Source organism: Rahnella woolbedingensis (assembly GCF_003602095.1).
Taxonomy (GTDB): domain Bacteria; phylum Pseudomonadota; class Gammaproteobacteria; order Enterobacterales; family Enterobacteriaceae; genus Rahnella; species Rahnella woolbedingensis.
In genome coordinates this window covers 168,918-185,613 of the sequence record NZ_RAHH01000001.1, presented here as the reverse complement: position 1 = coordinate 185,613, position 16,696 = coordinate 168,918, and the positions used below count along the sequence as shown (strand labels likewise).

At 52.2% G+C, this 16,696-nt stretch carries 14 protein-coding genes; 5 read left to right on the top strand and 9 right to left on the bottom strand.

The features are described 5' to 3' along the window. Positions 1-3 precede the first annotated feature (3 nt). Positions 4-2,436 (top strand): formate C-acetyltransferase/glycerol dehydratase family glycyl radical enzyme, encoded by a 2,433-nt coding sequence (locus D6C13_RS00850; protein ID WP_120130953.1) that lies wholly within the window; start codon positions 4-6, stop codon positions 2,434-2,436. Between the two features lie 60 nt (positions 2,437-2,496). Further along, a complete protein-coding gene (locus D6C13_RS00845) occupies positions 2,497-3,240 on the top strand; it encodes a DeoR/GlpR family DNA-binding transcription regulator (protein ID WP_120130952.1) in 744 nt (247 codons plus the stop codon). A 60-nt stretch (positions 3,241-3,300) separates the two neighbouring features. On the opposite strand, the gene araD is transcribed toward D6C13_RS00845, so the two are convergent. Next, entirely contained in the window at positions 3,301-3,996 is a 696-nt protein-coding gene (gene araD, locus D6C13_RS00840; protein WP_120130951.1) for an L-ribulose-5-phosphate 4-epimerase, read from the bottom strand. A gap of 272 nt (positions 3,997-4,268) precedes the next feature. Between araD and osmB the strand changes: the two genes are divergently transcribed. Then, positions 4,269-4,487, top strand: coding sequence for an osmotically-inducible lipoprotein OsmB (gene osmB, locus D6C13_RS00835; protein WP_015697121.1), 219 nt, complete (start codon positions 4,269-4,271; stop codon positions 4,485-4,487). Between the two features lie 208 nt (positions 4,488-4,695). On the opposite strand, the gene yciH is transcribed toward osmB, so the two are convergent. Next, positions 4,696-5,025: a stress response translation initiation inhibitor YciH gene (gene yciH, locus D6C13_RS00830; RefSeq protein ID WP_120130950.1), complete on the bottom strand. Its 330-nt coding sequence runs from the start codon at positions 5,023-5,025 to the stop codon at positions 4,696-4,698. Between the two features lie 12 nt (positions 5,026-5,037). Continuing rightward, a complete protein-coding gene (gene pyrF / locus D6C13_RS00825) occupies positions 5,038-5,766 on the bottom strand; it encodes an orotidine-5'-phosphate decarboxylase (protein ID WP_120130949.1) in 729 nt (242 codons plus the stop codon). A 191-nt stretch (positions 5,767-5,957) separates the two neighbouring features. Here pyrF and D6C13_RS00820 point away from each other — a divergent pair, with 191 nt between their 5' ends. Then, positions 5,958-6,245: an Arc family DNA-binding protein gene (locus tag D6C13_RS00820; RefSeq protein ID WP_120130948.1), complete on the top strand. Its 288-nt coding sequence runs from the start codon at positions 5,958-5,960 to the stop codon at positions 6,243-6,245. A gap of 149 nt (positions 6,246-6,394) precedes the next feature. Here the strand turns inward: D6C13_RS00820 and lapB are convergent, their stop codons facing one another. The 3 genes from lapB to pgpB form a co-directional block, all read right to left on the bottom strand. Then, positions 6,395-7,564, bottom strand: a complete 1,170-nt coding sequence (gene lapB, locus D6C13_RS00810; RefSeq protein WP_120130946.1) for a lipopolysaccharide assembly protein LapB — start codon at positions 7,562-7,564, stop codon at positions 6,395-6,397. Between the two features lie 6 nt (positions 7,565-7,570). Then, positions 7,571-7,882, bottom strand: a complete 312-nt coding sequence (locus tag D6C13_RS00805; RefSeq protein WP_120131034.1) for a LapA family protein — start codon at positions 7,880-7,882, stop codon at positions 7,571-7,573. Between the two features lie 285 nt (positions 7,883-8,167). Then, positions 8,168-8,923, bottom strand: coding sequence for a phosphatidylglycerophosphatase B (pgpB, locus tag D6C13_RS00800; protein ID WP_120130945.1), 756 nt, complete (start codon positions 8,921-8,923; stop codon positions 8,168-8,170). 291 nt (positions 8,924-9,214) lie between these two features. On the opposite strand from pgpB, the gene ribA reads away from it, so the two are divergent. Then, the gene (ribA, locus tag D6C13_RS00795) at positions 9,215-9,805 is read left to right on the top strand and encodes a GTP cyclohydrolase II (protein ID WP_101076876.1); all 591 of its coding nucleotides are present in this window, start codon (positions 9,215-9,217) and stop codon (positions 9,803-9,805) included. Positions 9,806-9,879: 74 nt separating this feature from the next. Here the strand turns inward: ribA and acnA are convergent, their stop codons facing one another. The 3 genes from acnA to topA form a co-directional block, all read right to left on the bottom strand. After that, positions 9,880-12,552, bottom strand: coding sequence for an aconitate hydratase AcnA (gene acnA / locus D6C13_RS00790; protein ID WP_120130944.1), 2,673 nt, complete (start codon positions 12,550-12,552; stop codon positions 9,880-9,882). A gap of 185 nt (positions 12,553-12,737) precedes the next feature. Next, on the bottom strand, positions 12,738-13,712 hold the full coding sequence (gene cysB, locus D6C13_RS00785) for an HTH-type transcriptional regulator CysB (protein ID WP_120130943.1): 975 nt from the start codon (positions 13,710-13,712) through the stop codon (positions 12,738-12,740). 349 nt (positions 13,713-14,061) lie between these two features. Beyond that, on the bottom strand, positions 14,062-16,659 hold the full coding sequence (gene topA, locus D6C13_RS00780; protein WP_120130942.1) for a type I DNA topoisomerase: 2,598 nt from the start codon (positions 16,657-16,659) through the stop codon (positions 14,062-14,064). Between the last annotated feature and the right edge of the window lie 37 nt (positions 16,660-16,696).

Sequence of the window (16,696 nt, the reverse complement as noted above, 5' to 3'; positions counted from 1 at the left end):
ATAATGACCCAGCTGAATCTGAATACCCTTTCCGCCCGGATCCGCGCTCATAAAGAAGCCCTGATCCATATCGTGAAGCCACCGGTCTGTACTGAACGCGCGCAGCATTACACGCAGATTTATCAGCAACATGCCGACAAGCCACTGGCGGTGCGCCGCGCACTGGCGCTGGCTGAACATCTGAGCAAACGCACTATCTGGATCAAACATGATGAGCTGATCGTCGGTAATCAGGCCAGTGAAGTGCGCGCAGCACCGATTTTCCCGGAATACACCGTCGGCTGGATCGAAAGTGAAATTGATGCGCTGGCAGACCGGCCGGGCGCCGGTTTTGCCGTCAGCGAAGAGAACAAAAAAATCCTGCACGAAATTTGTCCGTGGTGGCGTGGTCAGACGGTTCAGGACCGCTGCTACGGGATGTTTACCGACGAACAGAAAGCGCTGCTCGACAGCGGGATTGTGAAAGCAGAAGGGAATATGACGTCCGGCGACGCCCATCTGGCAGTGAATTTCCCGCTGCTGCTGGAACTCGGTATTGACGGTTTACGTCATAAAGTGGATGAACGCCGCAGCCGCATTCAACTGACTGACTGGGAAGATCTGCACAAGGAGCAGTTGCTCAAGGCCATTGATATCACGCTGCACGCCGTCAGTGATCATGTTCTGCGCTTTGCTGAACTGGCACGTGAGATGACTGTTTCTGAAACCCGCGAAAGTCGTCGTGCCGAGTTACAAGCGATGGCGGCGAACTGCGATGTGATTGCCCACCGGCCACCGGAAAATTTCTGGCAGGCATTGCAGTTGTGCTATTTCATTCAGCTGATTTTGCAGATCGAATCCAATGGTCACTCCGTTTCATTCGGGCGTATGGATCAGTATCTGTATCCGTTCTACCGTCGCGATGTGGAACTGGAACAGACGCTGGAACGCAGTCAGGCGATTGAGCTGCTGCAAAGCTGCTGGCTGAAACTGCTGGAAGTGAACAAAATCCGCTCCGGTACGCATTCTAAAGCCTCAGCCGGAAGCCCGCTGTATCAGAACGTCACCATCGGCGGTCAGACTTTACGCAATGGCATCGCCTCAGATGCGGTCAATCCGCTGTCTTACGCGGTGCTGGAGTCCTGCGGGCAGCTGCGCTCCACCCAGCCGAATCTCAGCGTGCGTTATCACGCCGGGATGAGTCATGATTTCCTCGACGCCTGCGTGCAGGTGATCCGCTGCGGCTTTGGGATGCCTGCGTTCAATAACGATGAAATCGTTATTCCTGAATTCATCAAACTGGGCGTCGAAAAACAGGATGCCTATGATTATGCGGCTATTGGTTGTATCGAAACCGCTGTGGGCGGCAAATGGGGATACCGCTGCACCGGCATGAGTTTCATCAACTTTGCCCGCGTCATGCTGGCTGCGCTGGAACAAGGTAAGGACGCGAAAAGCCACACCCGTTTCCTGCCACAGGAACGCGGGTTGTCACAGGGCAATTTCGATAATTTCGAACAGATTTTTGCTCAGTGGGATGAACAGATCCGTTATTACACCCGCAAATCTATCGAGATCGAATGCGTGGTCGATACGGTTCTGGAAGAAAACGCGCAGGATATTTTATGTTCCGCACTGGTCGATGACTGCATTGAACGTGGCAAAACCATTAAACAAGGTGGCGCAAAATATGACTGGGTTTCCGGTTTGCAGGTCGGGATCGCTAATCTGGGTAACAGTCTGGCAGCGGTGAAGAAACTGGTCTTTGATCAGGGAACTATCGGTCAGCAGGAACTGGCCAACGCGCTGGCATCGGATTATGCCGGGCTGGACGGCGAACGCCTGCGCCAGCGCCTGATTAACGGCGCAGAGAAATACGGCAATGATCACGACACAGTGGATAATCTGCTGGTGCGCGCGTATCAGTGTTATATCGATGAGCTGTCGAATTATCACAATACCCGTTTCGGCCGCGGTCCGGTGGGGGGAACGTATTACGCCGGTACATCGTCGATCTCTGCTAACGTGCCTTTCGGTGCCGCTACCACGGCGACGCCGGATGGCCGCAAAGCCTTTACTCCGCTGGCAGAAGGCGCAAGTCCGGCATCGGGCACCGACCATCTTGGCCCGACTGCGGTATTTAACTCGCTGGGTAAATTGCCAACCGAGGCGATTCTGGGCGGCGTATTACTTAACCAGAAGCTGAACCCCGCGTCGCTGGAAAACGAAAATGACCGCCAGACGTTAATGTTGATGCTGCGGACATTCTTCGAGGAGCATCACGGCTGGCATGTTCAGTACAATATTGTTTCCCGCGAGACGTTGCTGAAAGCCCGTGAGGAGCCACAAAGCTATCGTGACCTGGTGGTTCGCGTGGCCGGTTATTCCGCGTTCTTTACGGCCTTATCGCCGGAGGCTCAGGATGATATTATCGCCCGTACTGAACACTCGCTTTAACGTTCTCAACTGATATTTCTTTCTTTGGGCGGTTCCGGCCGCCCTTACTTTTGGGCAATTATGAACGACAGACAACAAATCATTCTGCAATGGGTAAACGACAAACAGCGCATCAGCGTCACTGAGTTGTCACAGATTTGTCAGGTTTCTGAAGTCACCATCCGCCATGATCTGACTCAGCTGGAACAGCGTCATTACCTGCGCCGTGCCCACGGTTTTGCCGTCGCTATCCAGACTGACGACGTTGATACCCGCATGATGTCTAATTTTGCGCAAAAGCAGAAGCTGGCGAAATTTGCCGCGTCACTGATCCAGGACGGGGAAACTGTGTTTTTCGAAAGCGGCAGCAGTATCGCCCTGCTGGCTCAATATCTGGCTGACAAAAAGAATCTGACCGTCATTACCGTCAGCAGTTACGTGGCGTCATTATTGAAAAGTATGCCGTGTGAAGTGGTTCTGCTGGGCGGGATGTATCAGAAAACCAGTCAGACCGTGGTCGGCCCGCTGACCAGACTGTGTCTGCAACAGATGAATTTCAGCAAGGCGTTTATGGGGATTGACGGTTTCACGCAGGCGACAGGTTTTACCGGTCGCGACATGCTGCGCGCCGATGTTGTAAATGCGGTGGTTGAGAAAGGGGCGGAAAATATCGTCCTGACGGATTCCTCAAAATTCGGGCAAATTAATCTCAATCCGCTCGGCCCGGTCAGCGCGTTCAGCCGGGTCATTACTGACGATAAACTCTCTGCAGACTATCAGCAGCATCTGGAACAGGCAGGAATGAAAGTCAGTCTGGTTGGCTGATGTGCAGCAGCAATACTTCGGTTGCAGTCAGCGTGCCTGCAACCTGAAGTTTGCACAGGGTTACTGGCCGTAGTAGGCATTCTTACCGTGTTTGCGCAGGTAATGCTTGTCTAAAAGCTGTGGCTGCATATCCGGCAGCTGCGGCGTTAACTGGCGTGAGAAAATCCCCATATACGCGATTTCTTCCAGCACCACGGCATTATGCACGGCGTTCTGTGCATCAGTTCCCCAGGTAAACGGCCCGTGTGAATGCACCAGTACCGCCGGAATATCTGCCGGTGACAGGTTTCTTTCAGCGAAAGTTTTGACGATCACTTCGCCGGTTTCCCATTCATAACGTCCGGCAATTTCCTCTTCCGTCATCCGGCGTGTGCAGGGAATATTGCCGTAGAAATAATCCGCGTGAGTGGTGCCCCATGCCGGAATGTCCAGACCGGCCTGGGACCAGATGGTCGCGTGGCGCGAATGTGTATGAACAATACCGCCCGCTTCTGGGAAATTGAGGTACAGTACCCGGTGAGTATCAGTATCCGAAGACGGCTTTTTGCTGCCCTCAACGATTTTGCCGGTTTCCAGTTCCACCACCACCATGTCGTCCACGCCCATGTGGTCGTATTCCACTCCCGACGGTTTAATCACTATCAGCCCTTCAGCACGGTCAACGGCGCTGACATTTCCCCAGGTAAAGGTCACCAGATTGTGGCGCGGCAGTGCCAGATTGGCCTCTAATACCTGCTCTTTCAGTTGTTTAAGCATCATGGTTCCCTCTTATTGCGATGCTTTATTGTCTGGTCGGGGGCTGCGAGCAGGTATGGGGCAAATCGCTAAAGAGTGCGTACAGTTCTGCTGCAAACGTAAAAGTGCCTGTTTGCTCCGGAAATGGGGTCATGCTGTTCGCTGTTTTTAGTTTTTTGTGTGGTGAGAAGACGGGTTCATGGTGAATTAAGATTATTCACCTAGTGAATGAATATCCATTTCACTATTTTTAATTAACGGATGCACAACTGCGTCTGGAAAGGAGAAATATTATGATGCTCGTAAATAAACGTGTTGCCAGTATTGCACTGGTTCTTACTCTGGCGATGTCTGTCAGTGCTTGTGGTAACTGGTCTAAGCGTGACCGTAACACCGCAATTGGTGCGGGTGCCGGTGCGCTGGGCGGTGCAGTTCTGACTGACGGCAGTACGTTAGGGACACTCGGCGGCGCTGCGGTAGGGGGTATTGTCGGGCACCAGGTCAGTAAATAAAACTGTCAGAGAATAAGTTCTATTTCATTGGCATCAAAAACGTAAGCGTTAAGCAACGAATAAAGCTAAAAATAGGATTGGGCAGTTTTTCAGGTCACCTTTCTTGTCATCTTTTTGGATGACAAACAACGCTCCCGGCGTTGTGATATCTCTAAAGTCGCACAAGATGCTGCACCGTAAGGATGCAGCATCTTATTGTTTATCCCTTTCAGCCGCCTGCCAGTTTCACTTTCATTCCTTTGGCTTCCAGCAACTGTTTGAGCAGGTCGCGTTTATCGCCCTGGATCTCAATCACGCCCTCTTTCACCGCCCCGCCGCAACCGCATTTCTTCTTCAGTTCCGCCGCGAGTTTTTCCAGTGCGACATCATCAAGACTGACGCCGGTGATCAGGCACACGCCTTTACCTTTACGGCCGCTGGTCTGGCGCTGAATACGCACAATACCGTCCCCTTGCGGGCGCACGACGACGGCTTTCGGCTCATCAATCCTTCCGCTGTCGGTTGAATAGACCAGACGGCTGTTGTTGTCATTGCTCATACGTTTTCCTTCTTAACGCAGGGAGGTGCGGATATCACGCAGGGTCTGCGCCGGATCGGCTGACTGCGTAATCGGACGGCCAATCACCATGTAATCGACACCGGCGGCCAGCGCCTCCTGCGGGGTCATAACGCGACGCTGATCGTCTGCCTTACTGCCCGCAGGACGAATGCCCGGCGTCACCAGCTGGAATGCCTGGCCCAGCGCAGATTTGAAGCGCGTCGCTTCCTGAGCAGAACACACCACACCGTCCAGACCACAATCACGGGTCAGACGCGCCAGACGCTCGGCGTAATCGGCAGGAGAAAGGGTAATACCTAAGTCCGCCAGATCACTGCTTTCCATACTGGTCAGAACGGTCACCGCAATCAGCAACGGGGCATCTTTACCAAAGGGTGCCAGCGCTTCTTTGGCTGCGGTCATCATACGCGCCCCGCCGCTGGCGTGGACGTTGACCATCCACACGCCCAGATCGGCCGCGGCGGCAACGGCACGCGCGGTGGTATTCGGAATATCGTGGAATTTCAAATCGAGAAAAACGTCAAAACCGCGGGTTTGCAAATCTTTGACCATCTGCGGACCAAAATGCGTGAACATCTCTTTGCCCACTTTCAGGCGGCAATCACGTGGGTCAATCTTATCGGCAAACGCCAGCGCGGAGGATTTGTCGGCATAGTCAAGTGCGACAACAATAGGTGATGTATTTAAGTCGTTGTTGTTAATGTTATTTTCAGACTTCATATCGTCAGCCTCTTGTGTGAATTCAAATCGGGAAGGAAAAATAGTTTTTTTGCCGCCCGCATTTTACATGGCAAAACGCTGAATTCACAGCTACACATAATGTGACAGATTTATTAAATTTTTGTGAATCACTAGACGACACGACAAGGCTGGCATAGCTTGTTACTTTTACTCTAAGGAAAGGCTGAAAAATGAGTGAGATAACAACCCTGACCGTCAAAATTCCGGTTGAATTAAAAGAGCTGATCAAAAACGCCGCCGCTGACGCAGAACATTCATTAAGCGCAGAAGTCGCAGCACGACTGGAACAGAGTTTTAATCCTGCCGCGCCAAAAAGCAAAAAGGCCGCCAAAGCGACCGAACACGAGATTGATAATCAGCATCTGGCGGAAGAAACTGAACCTGCGCTGACTACCAAAGAAATCAAGAAATTACGTACTTTGCTCAATGCCCGTAAGACCAGCAGCAAAAAGAAGTAATTATTAAATACTCCCCGTTTCTTTCCCCAAAATAATTCGTGTTGCAGACAGGCGGCAAACGAACGAATCCCGATGGGCTGAATGAAGTCAGTGATTCGGGTGAGAAGGTGCAGCCAGTGCATCTGCAATACGAAATATGAAGGGGAAAGTTATTGACCGTCAAGTCCGCGTATTGGTTTGATCGTCGCCCAGCCACGGCATGACGGGCAATGCCAGTACAGTGAATGCGCAGTAAAGCCGCATTTATGGCAGCGGTAACGGGGTTTGGTGCGGATCTGTTCGCCGACCATGTCACGCAGTAAGACCAGGCTTTCCTTCGCACGCCCCTCTTCTGCATCCGCCAGATGGTAATCCATCAGGTGATGGAACACACGCATGGTCGGATGGCGCTGAAGCTGGCGGTTAATGTAGTTCTGCGCCGTCTCACGCCCTTCCTCATCATGAATGATTTCCGCCAGCATCAGCTCAGCAACCGCACCGGTATTTTCATCCACACAACGTTTGAGGAACTCGGCCCAGCTCAGGGTATCTTTCAGGTTCTGATAGCATTCCTGAAGCATTGGCAGCGCTTCGCTGACCAGTTCTTTATCCTGCTCCAGCACGCGCTGCAAGGCTTCCGTCGCTTTGCGATATTCACCCTGCGCCAGTAAAATCCGCCCCTGCATGATAGAGACGCGGGCACAGAGTTTATCTGCCGCCGCCGCCTTTTTCAGCAGTCCCATCGCTTTATCAAAATCATCGGCGACCATCGCCTGCAACGCCAGTTCGCACCAGAAATGTGCAATTTCTTTACGGCGGTTTTCTTTGCCCAGTTTGACCAGACGTTCAGCCACGTCGATGGCATTCTGCCAGTCGCTGGTCGCCTGATGAATGACCAGCAGTTGTTCGAGCGCGAAAACCTGGTAATCCTGCTCTTTCACCAGCTGATTGAACATGTCTTCGGCGCGGTCATAAAAACCGGCAGCCATGTAGTCACGGCCCAGTTGCTGAACGGCAAGCAGGCGTTGTTCGAAGGTCAGCGAGGCACTTTCCATCAGCGACTGGTGGATACGGATTGCGCGATCCACTTCGCCACGGGAGCGAAAGAGGTTACCCAGAGTCAGGTGCGCTTCGACTGTGCTGCTGTCCTCTTTCAACATTTCGAGGAACAGGTCGACCGCTTTGTCCTGCTGATTGGAAAGCAGGAAGTTAACCCCCGCTACGTATTCACGCGACAGGCGGTTAGCATTTTCCTGTTTATCCTGCTGAGAACTTCTGCGCCCCATGTACCAGCCATAGGCGGCAGCAACGGGCAACAACAGAAACAGCAGTTCTAACATAGAAGATTATTCCTTGCTGACATCATAAGATGCTGCTGGTGGCGTAACGACGGCCACAGGCTCAATTTGTTGTTCAAGACGTTTGATTTTACGTTGTGCACGCCCCAGTGACACCCGGACGCGGAGGTAGAACAACCCGCAAATGACCCAGCCGAGAATAAAACCTGTGGCAAACAACACGGCAAGCAGTGTGGAAACACGATAGTCACCCTGCGCCAGCAAATAGTTGAAGGTCACAGTCTGATCGTTATGGGCACCCAAAGTGATAGAAATCACAACAATGACCAGCAAAAATAAAAAAATCAGCAAATATTTCACATTCATTCCTGTAATGCCGGATGTACCGGATGAATTATGGCAAAAACTCTCGTCCCGACCTAATAAGTTAGCATTTCCGGACAAAGCAGGGAAATATTGCCGTAGCTTTAAATGCAATCCGTATCAATTTCGTACAGTTTTAAAGGATGTATCCGACGCTGCATGCCTCTGTGCAATCAGGCTAATGATAGGTATATGGGGATGAATGGCGCAAATTAAAGGGGCACGACAGACGGCCCCTTTGGATGACAAACACTTACCGGTCATTTACCGGCTATTGCACGGCTAGTCGCGTTCGCTGATTTCCTGCTTTTCAGCCGGCGGTGGCGTCAGCGGTCCGACATAGCGCTCGGTCAGCCAGCAGGCCAGCGTCACCAGTATCCAGCTGATCCCTACGGAGGCCAGCAGGTCACGCGGCCAGTGCATACCCAGCATCAGACGGCTGCCCATGACCACCACCGCCCACACCATCAGCACCGTGACCGTTTTGTAGTGCTTACGACGCCATAACAACCCGATGCCTAACAAAGCCCAGGTGGCAGCAAACATGGTATGCCCGGAAGGAAACGCGTAGCCGGTATCGTTTTGCCAGCTTTTGTTCAGCCAGTGCGGAATTTGTACGTCATCGCCGAGAATTTCTTTCACCTGCTTGCCACGCAATTTGCTTTTTTGCGCATAAAACTCACCGACGTTCATCTGGTGGTCGGTGCCCAGCCACGCCACATACGGTCGCGGCTCACGCACTTCTCCCTTGATGAAATCTTTCGCGTATTGCCCGACCAGCAGCGAGGCGGCGATAATCACGCCCAGCCCGATGGCGGGTTTGAGACGAAAGCGCAAACACCACAAGAACCAGCCACAAAGAATGACGGTGGTGAGAATACCCCAGGGCTCGCTCACCGTTTCGGTCACCCAGTACAGCGGGCGTAAAACAGAAGGATTTTCTCCCGGCACCCAGAGCCATCCGCTTATCCATACCGCGGCGGGCATCAGCATTAAAATTACAGCGCCGAGTGCTGTGCGTTTGGCGATATCAAACATAGTCATCCCTTCCGTCATTCGTAAAAAAGAGTTGGAGTGTACCAACGTTGTCACTTCGTCACATTCTCAACGCTTCGATTGTTGAAGATGCAGTTATAATTCATATCTTATGAACTAATCGTTCAAATATTCCCGCTAAAATGAACAGCAAACTGTGGCAAAATGGTGCCCTGTCATGATGGAAAGGCACCGATTCCCTATCCACAGGCCGCATCTGAAAGTAGGATGCGCATCAACAAGTAAAATACTCACTGTGAATCAAGACTATTTGTGGTTTTTTTGGAGCGTAAAATGCAGCTGAAACGGGTGGCAGAAGCCAATCTGCCAACACCTTGGGGCGATTTCCTGATGGTGGGTTTTGAAGAATTGGCCACCGGGCACGACCACCTGGCGTTAGTATTTGGTGACATCAGCGGTGAAACACCCGTTCTTGCACGAGTTCACTCTGAATGCCTGACCGGTGATGCTTTGTTCAGCCTGCGCTGTGACTGCGGTTTCCAGCTTGAAGCGGCACTTAATCACATTGCTGAGGAAGGCCGTGGCATCCTGATGTATCACCGTCAGGAAGGCCGTAACATCGGCTTGCTCAATAAAATCCGTGCTTATGCGCTTCAGGACAAAGGCTACGATACCGTCGAAGCCAACCACCAGCTCGGATTTGCCGCAGACGAACGTGATTTCACGCTGTGTGCGGACATGTTTAAATTGCTCGGCGTCGATTCCGTTCGCCTGCTGACCAACAATCCGAAGAAAGTCGAAATCCTGACAGAGGCCGGAATAAACATCACCGAACGCGTCCCGCTGATTGTGGGCCGCAACCCGGAAAACGAACGCTACCTGTCGACCAAAGCGGCCAAAATGGGTCACCTGCTCGACAAGTAAGGATTCTATAGTCCGATGAAAATATTAAGGGCACCTTAAGAAGGTGCCCTTTTTTATTGGCAGAAGAACAGGTTTTACAGCATTTTACGGATCACGTAATGCAAAATGCCGCCGTTCTGGAAGTACGTCAGCTCATTCCCGGTATCGATACGACAGCGGGCATTCACTGTTTCTGCATGTCCGTCGGCGTAAACGATATGCACCGCCACGTCCTGTCCCGGCGTCAGGGTTTGTAATCCGCTGACGCTTATCTGCTCATCGCCGGTGAGTTTCAGCGTTTTACGGGTGACACCCTGCGGGAATTCGAGCGGTAAAATACCCATCCCGATAAGATTAGAACGGTGAATACGCTCGAAGGATTCAGCAATAACCACCCGAACCCCCAGAAGACGCGGCCCTTTCGCCGCCCAGTCACGACTTGAACCTGAACCGTACTCTTTACCGGCTATGACCGCCGTCGGCACACTTTCATGCTGATAGCGCATCGCGGCATCATAAATCGCCAGCTGATCCTGCGAAGGAATATGACGGGTATAACCACCCTCCACGCCCGGCACCATTTCGTTTTTGATACGGATATTGGCGAACGTCCCGCGCATCATCACTTCATGGTTACCCCGTCGCGAGCCGTAAGAGTTGAACGCCTTCGGTTCGACGCCGTGCTGTTTGAGGTACAACCCGGCCGGACTTTCAGCTTTGATATTACCGGCTGGCGAGATGTGGTCGGTAGTCACGGAGTCAGCCAGAATCGCCAGAATACGGGCGTCTTTGATATCTTCCAGCGCATCCGGCTCGGCTTTCATATCACTGAAGAACGGCGGATGACGGATGTAAGTGGAGTCTTCCTGCCAGGTATAGGTCGGCGTGCCGTCGACCTGAATCGCCTGCCAGCTGGCATCACCGTTGAAGACTTCGGCATATTCTTTGTGGAACATGTCCGTCGTCACCTGCCCGACCGCATTGGCAATGTCGTTGGCAGAAGGCCAGATATCTCTCAGATACACCGGCTTGCCGTCTTGGTCCTCGCCCAGCGGATCGGTCGTCAGAACGACGTTCATATTCCCGGCCAGCGCATAGGCCACCACCAGCGGCGGTGAAGCCAGCCAGTTGGTTTTAATCAGCGGATGAATACGCCCTTCGAAATTACGGTTTCCGGAAAGCACCGCACCGACGGTCAGATCCCCGGCTTTGATAGCCGATTCAATCGGTTCAGGCAGCGGCCCGGAGTTACCGATACAGGTCGTACACCCGTAACCCACCAGATTAAATCCGAGTTGTTCCAGATACGGCATCAGACCGGCGGCATTAAGATAATCGGTCACCACTTTTGAGCCCGGCGCCAGCGAGGTTTTCACCCACGGCTTACTGGTGAGACCTTTTTCTGCGGCATTTTTGGCCAGCAAACCGGCAGCCATCAGCACGCTCGGGTTGGAGGTATTGGTACAGGAAGTGATCGCGGCAATCACCACCGCGCCGGTGGTCAGGGCATAATGCTGACCGTCCAGCGTGAACGTCTCTTTATCGCTGTGCCCCGCTTTGCTGTTACCCAACTCCAGTTCCGTCGCGGCTTTAAAGGCTTTGGGTACGTTGGGCAACGCCACGCGATCCTGCGGGCGTTTCGGCCCGGCCAGACTTGGCTCGACTTCACCCATATCCAGCGCCAGTGTACTGGTAAATACCGGCTCGTCTCCGGCATTACGCCACAAGCCCTGCACCTGAGAATAGGCCTTCACCAGGTCGATTTGCTCATCGCTGCGGCCGCTAAGTTTCATGTAGCTCAGCGTCACATCATCGACCGGGAAGAATCCGCAGGTAGCCCCGAATTCAGGCGACATATTGGCAATGGTGGCGCGGTCGGCCAGCGGCAAATCAGCCAACCCGTCACCATAGAATTCAACGAATTTGCCGACCACACCGTGTTTACGCAGCATCTGCGTGACCGTCAGCACCAGGTCAGTCGCGGTGATCCCTTCGCGTAATTTACCGGTCAGTTTGAACCCGACAACGTCCGGGATCAGCATGGAGACTGGCTGTCCGAGCATCGCCGCTTCAGCTTCGATACCCCCACAGCCCCAGCCTAAAATGCCCAGACCGTTGATCATGGTGGTGTGGGAATCGGTACCGACGAGGGTGTCGGGATAGGCGACCGTTTTGCCATCCTGTTCTTCATACCAGACAGTTTGCCCGAGATACTCGAGGTTCACCTGATGGCAGATACCGGTGCCGGGCGGGACCACACGAAAACGGTTGAAGGCTTTTTGTCCCCAGCGCAGGAACTGATAGCGTTCGTTATTACGCTCCATTTCGAGGCGGACGTTTTCATCAAAAGCATGATCATCACCAAATTCATCGACAGTGACCGAGTGGTCGATAACCAGATCAACAGGGGATAACGGGTTTACCTGTTCGACGTTACCGCCAAGGCGTTTGACCGCCTGACGCATCGCCGCCAGATCGACCACCGCCGGTACGCCGGTGAAATCCTGCATCAGAACACGCGCGGGCCGGTAAGCAATTTCCCTGTCCGCATGGCCGGTTTTCTGCCAGTTGACCAGTTCCTGCAAATCACTTTCCGTTACGGTGTCGCCATCAACGTGGCGCAGCAGATTTTCGAATAAAACTTTGAGGGATTTGGGCAGGCGCTGGATATCACCCAGCGTTTTGGCTGCGAGTGGCAGGCTGTAGTAGTGGAACTCCTTGTTCTGGACCGCCAGCTTATCCAGACTGTTCTTGCGAATAGACGACATAGCTTCTCCTTTAGCGCTCAGCGGGGCCTTAAGGAATAACCCGCTGGCTTATAAGTGCATAGTTAAAGATAACACAAATAATTGTTAACATTTCGATAACAGCTCAAAGTGTTCAACAGGCAAAAAAATCCCGCGGCATCATCAGAGGCGGCGGGACTGGCGGTCAGCTAAGAAAATGTTGCGGTTTATTTCACCGGCAGTTTGATGTCTTTAAACATCTCTTCGATGTCTTCGTTTGAGCGCAGGGAAATAGCGGTATCCACCACATCACGGGTCAGATGCGGGGCAAAGCGCTGGATGAAATCGTACATGTAGCTGCGCAGGAAAGTACTGCGGCGGAAACCGATTTTAGTGGTGCTGTAGGTGAAAATATCACGCGCATCCACGGTGACCAGATCCGGATCCTGAACCGGGTCAACCGCCATACTGGCGATCACCCCTACCCCGAGCCCCAGACGCACATAGGTTTTAATTACATCGGCATCGGTAGCGGTAAAGACGATTCGCGGCGTCAGACCGGCGCGGTTGAACGCGGTATCAAGCTCTGAGCGGCCGGTAAAACCGAAGGTATAGGTGACGATAGGATAAGCGGCCAGCTCTTCAATGGTGACTTTCTCTTTACCTGCCAGCGGGTGATCCGGCTGAACCACAACCGCACGGTTCCAGTGATAGCACGGCAGCATCACCAGATCGTCATACAGGTGCAGCGCTTCGGTGGCGATAGCAAAATCGGCATTCCCTTTAGAAACAGCTTCAGCAATCTGCGTTGGCGACCCCTGATGCATATGCAGAGAAACGCGCGGGTAACGCTCGATAAAGCCTTTAATCACATTAGGTAAGGCATAACGCGCCTGCGTGTGCGTCGTCGCCACATACAGGGAGCCTTTGTCCGGATAGGTATGCTCGCCAGCGACGGCTTTGATGGCATCCACTTTCGATAAGACTTCGCGGGCGATGCGGATAATTTCCTGCCCGGCGGGAGTCACCTGCGTCAGATGTTTGCCACTGCGCGAAAAAATCTGGATCCCCAGCTCATCTTCCAGCATGCGAACTTGTTTGCTGATACCCGGCTGCGACGTGTAAAGGCCTTCTGCCGTCGAACTGACGTTCAGATTGTGATTAACAACCTCTACGATGTAGCGCAGTTGCTGCAATTTCATATCTCATACCACCCTGGTTTCAAACTCTGTCGCCATCCCTGTTCATCCGTTGGCTGAACAGTCTGGAAATGATTTTTTATCGAATACCGGAAGTCTGTGAACGCACCGTTTTATGCCCCAGACGCATTAACTTATTACTTAAGTGCATAAGAATAAATTTTATATAACAATTATATCAATTATTAACGTCATGTATAGCCAGAGAACATAACGAAGATCGCGGTCTGTCTCATCCTGATAATAAAAACACGCAGAACTCACCGATGATAGATCTTAATGCAATAAAAAAACCAGCCCGGAGGACTGGTTTTTTACAACTGCTTAACAGCTTAAAGTATGACGGCGCTAATTATTTTTTGCCTTCAACCCATTTCCCGTCGACAAAGAACGCGGTCCAGCCGGTGGCTTTGCCGTCTTTTTCAGAGGAAACGTACTGCTGCTTGGTCTTACGGCTGAAACGCACCATCGATTTATTGCCTTCCGGGTCAGCGACTGGCGCATCGGCCAGATAGCTCAGTTTTTCCGGCAGACGATCTTTAAAGCGCTTCAGTTCTTCCACCAGCGGCGCACGGGTTTCGCGCGATTTAGGGAAAGTATTGGCCGCCAGGAAGACACCCGCCGCACCATCACGCAGAACGAAATATGCGTCTGATTTCTCACACGGCAATTCTGGCAACGGAACCGGATCTTCTTTCGGCGGCGCAACGTCACCGTTACGTAAAATCTTACGGGTGTTTTTGCACTCGTCGTTGGTACAACCCATGTATTTACCGAAACGTCCCATTTTCAGGTGCATTTCAGAACCACATTTCTCACACTCAACAACCGGGCCGTCATAGCCCTTGATGCGGAACTCACCCTGCTCGATTTCATAGCCATCACATTCCGGGTTATTACCGCAGACATGCAATTTGCGCTGATTATCGATGAGGTAGCTGTCCATCGCCGTGCCGCATTTGCCGCAACGACGTTTAGCACGCAGCGCATTGGCTTCGGCTTCGTCGCCTTCCAGAATATTAAGTACTTCGGCATCAGCAATCAGGTTGATGGTGGTTTTGCAGCGCTCTTTCGGCGGCAAGGCATAACCGGAACAACCCAGGAACACGCCGGTGCTGGCGGTACGGATCCCCATCGGACGGCCACAAGTCGGGCATTCGATGCTGGTCAGTACCATCTGATTCGGGCGCATACCGCCTTCTTCAGGATCTTTCTCGGCAGTTTCTAACTGTTTGCTGAATTCACTGAAGAATTCATCAAGAACCGCTTTCCATTCCGCCTTGTTGTTGGCGACCTGATCCAGCCCGTCTTCCATACGCGCGGTGAAATCGTAGTTCATCAGCTCGCGGAAGTTTTCTTCCAGACGATCGGTGACGATTTCGCCCATTTTTTCGGCATAGAAACGACGGTTTTCAACGTGAACATAACCGCGGTCCTGAATGGTCGAAATGATCGACGCATAAGTAGACGGACGGCCAATGCCACGTTTTTCCAGCTCTTTAACCAGTGACGCTTCGCTAAAACGCGCAGGCGGCTTGGTGAAATGCTGAGTTGGCAGCAGCTGTTGCAGTTCCAGTTCCGTGCCCACTTCAATCGCCGGTAAAGTTCTGTCTTCGTCGCCTTTACGCAACGCAGGCATCACTTTGGTCCAGCCATCAAAACGCAGAGTACGGCCTTTAGCGCGCAGGGAATAATCACCGGCTTTTACCGTCAGGGTACTGGAATCGTACTGGGCTGGTGTCATCTGACATGCCACAAACTGGCGCCAGATCAGCTGATACAGGCGCTGTGCATCCGCTTCCATATCTTTCAACTGTTCGGAAACGACGGCCACATCAGATGGACGAATTGCTTCGTGCGCTTCCTGAGAATTCTCTTTATTGCTGTATTGCAGCGGTGCTTTCGGCAGGTATTTATCACCGAAATTCTCGCCAATATAGCCGCGCACCATTTCCACTGCATCCTGGCTCAGGTTGGTGGAGTCGGTACGCATATAGGTAATATGACCGGCTTCGTACAGACGCTGGGCCATCATCATGGTTTTCTTCACGCCGAAGCTCAGACGCGTACTGGCCGCCTGTTGCAACGTGGAAGTAATGAACGGCGCGCCCGGTTTGCTGCTGGTCGGTTTGTCTTCACGATCAACAACGGTATAGCGCGCTTTCTCAAGCAGCGAAACGGCAGCGTGAGTCTGTTCTTTATTCACCGGTTTGAACGGTTTTTCCAGATGATGTGTCACTTCCATTTGCAGGGCGGTTTCTTTCTTCGCCAGCAAATCCGCATGCAATTCCCAGTACTCTTCCGGCACGAACGCTTTGATTTCTTTTTCGCGTTCCACCACCAGACGCACTGCCACGGACTGAACACGACCCGCGGATAAACCACGGGCAATTTTCTTCCACAACAGTGGAGAAACCATGTAACCCACCACACGGTCCATAAAGCGACGCGCCTGCTGAGCATTAACACGATCAATATTCAGTTCGCCCGGTTCTTTAAAGGCATTCTGAATCGCGTTTTTGGTAATTTCGTTAAATACCACGCGGCTGAAACGTTTGTCATCACCGCCAATCACTTCCCGCAAATGCCAGGCAATCGCCTCTCCTTCGCGGTCAAGGTCGGTTGCGAGATAGATGTGGTCAGCTTTTTCCGCTAACGCTTTTAACTCAGCAACAACTTTTTCTTTACCGGGAAGTATTTCGTATTGGGCAGTCCAGCCATGAAACGGATCAACGCCCATGCGATTAACCAGCGCAGTTTTCTCATCCTTTTTTACTTTTTTCTTTGTTTTTTCTTCGGTTGAGACGGCGGTCTTTTTAGCTGCGGATCCACTGGTCGGTAAATCACGGATATGACCGACGCTGGACTTAACCACGTAGTCATTTCCTAAATATTTATTAATCGTTTTGGCTTTTGCCGGGGACTCAACTATTACGAGAGCTTTGCCCATAATTACCTTTACCTGAATGATTCTTCATCATCTGAAG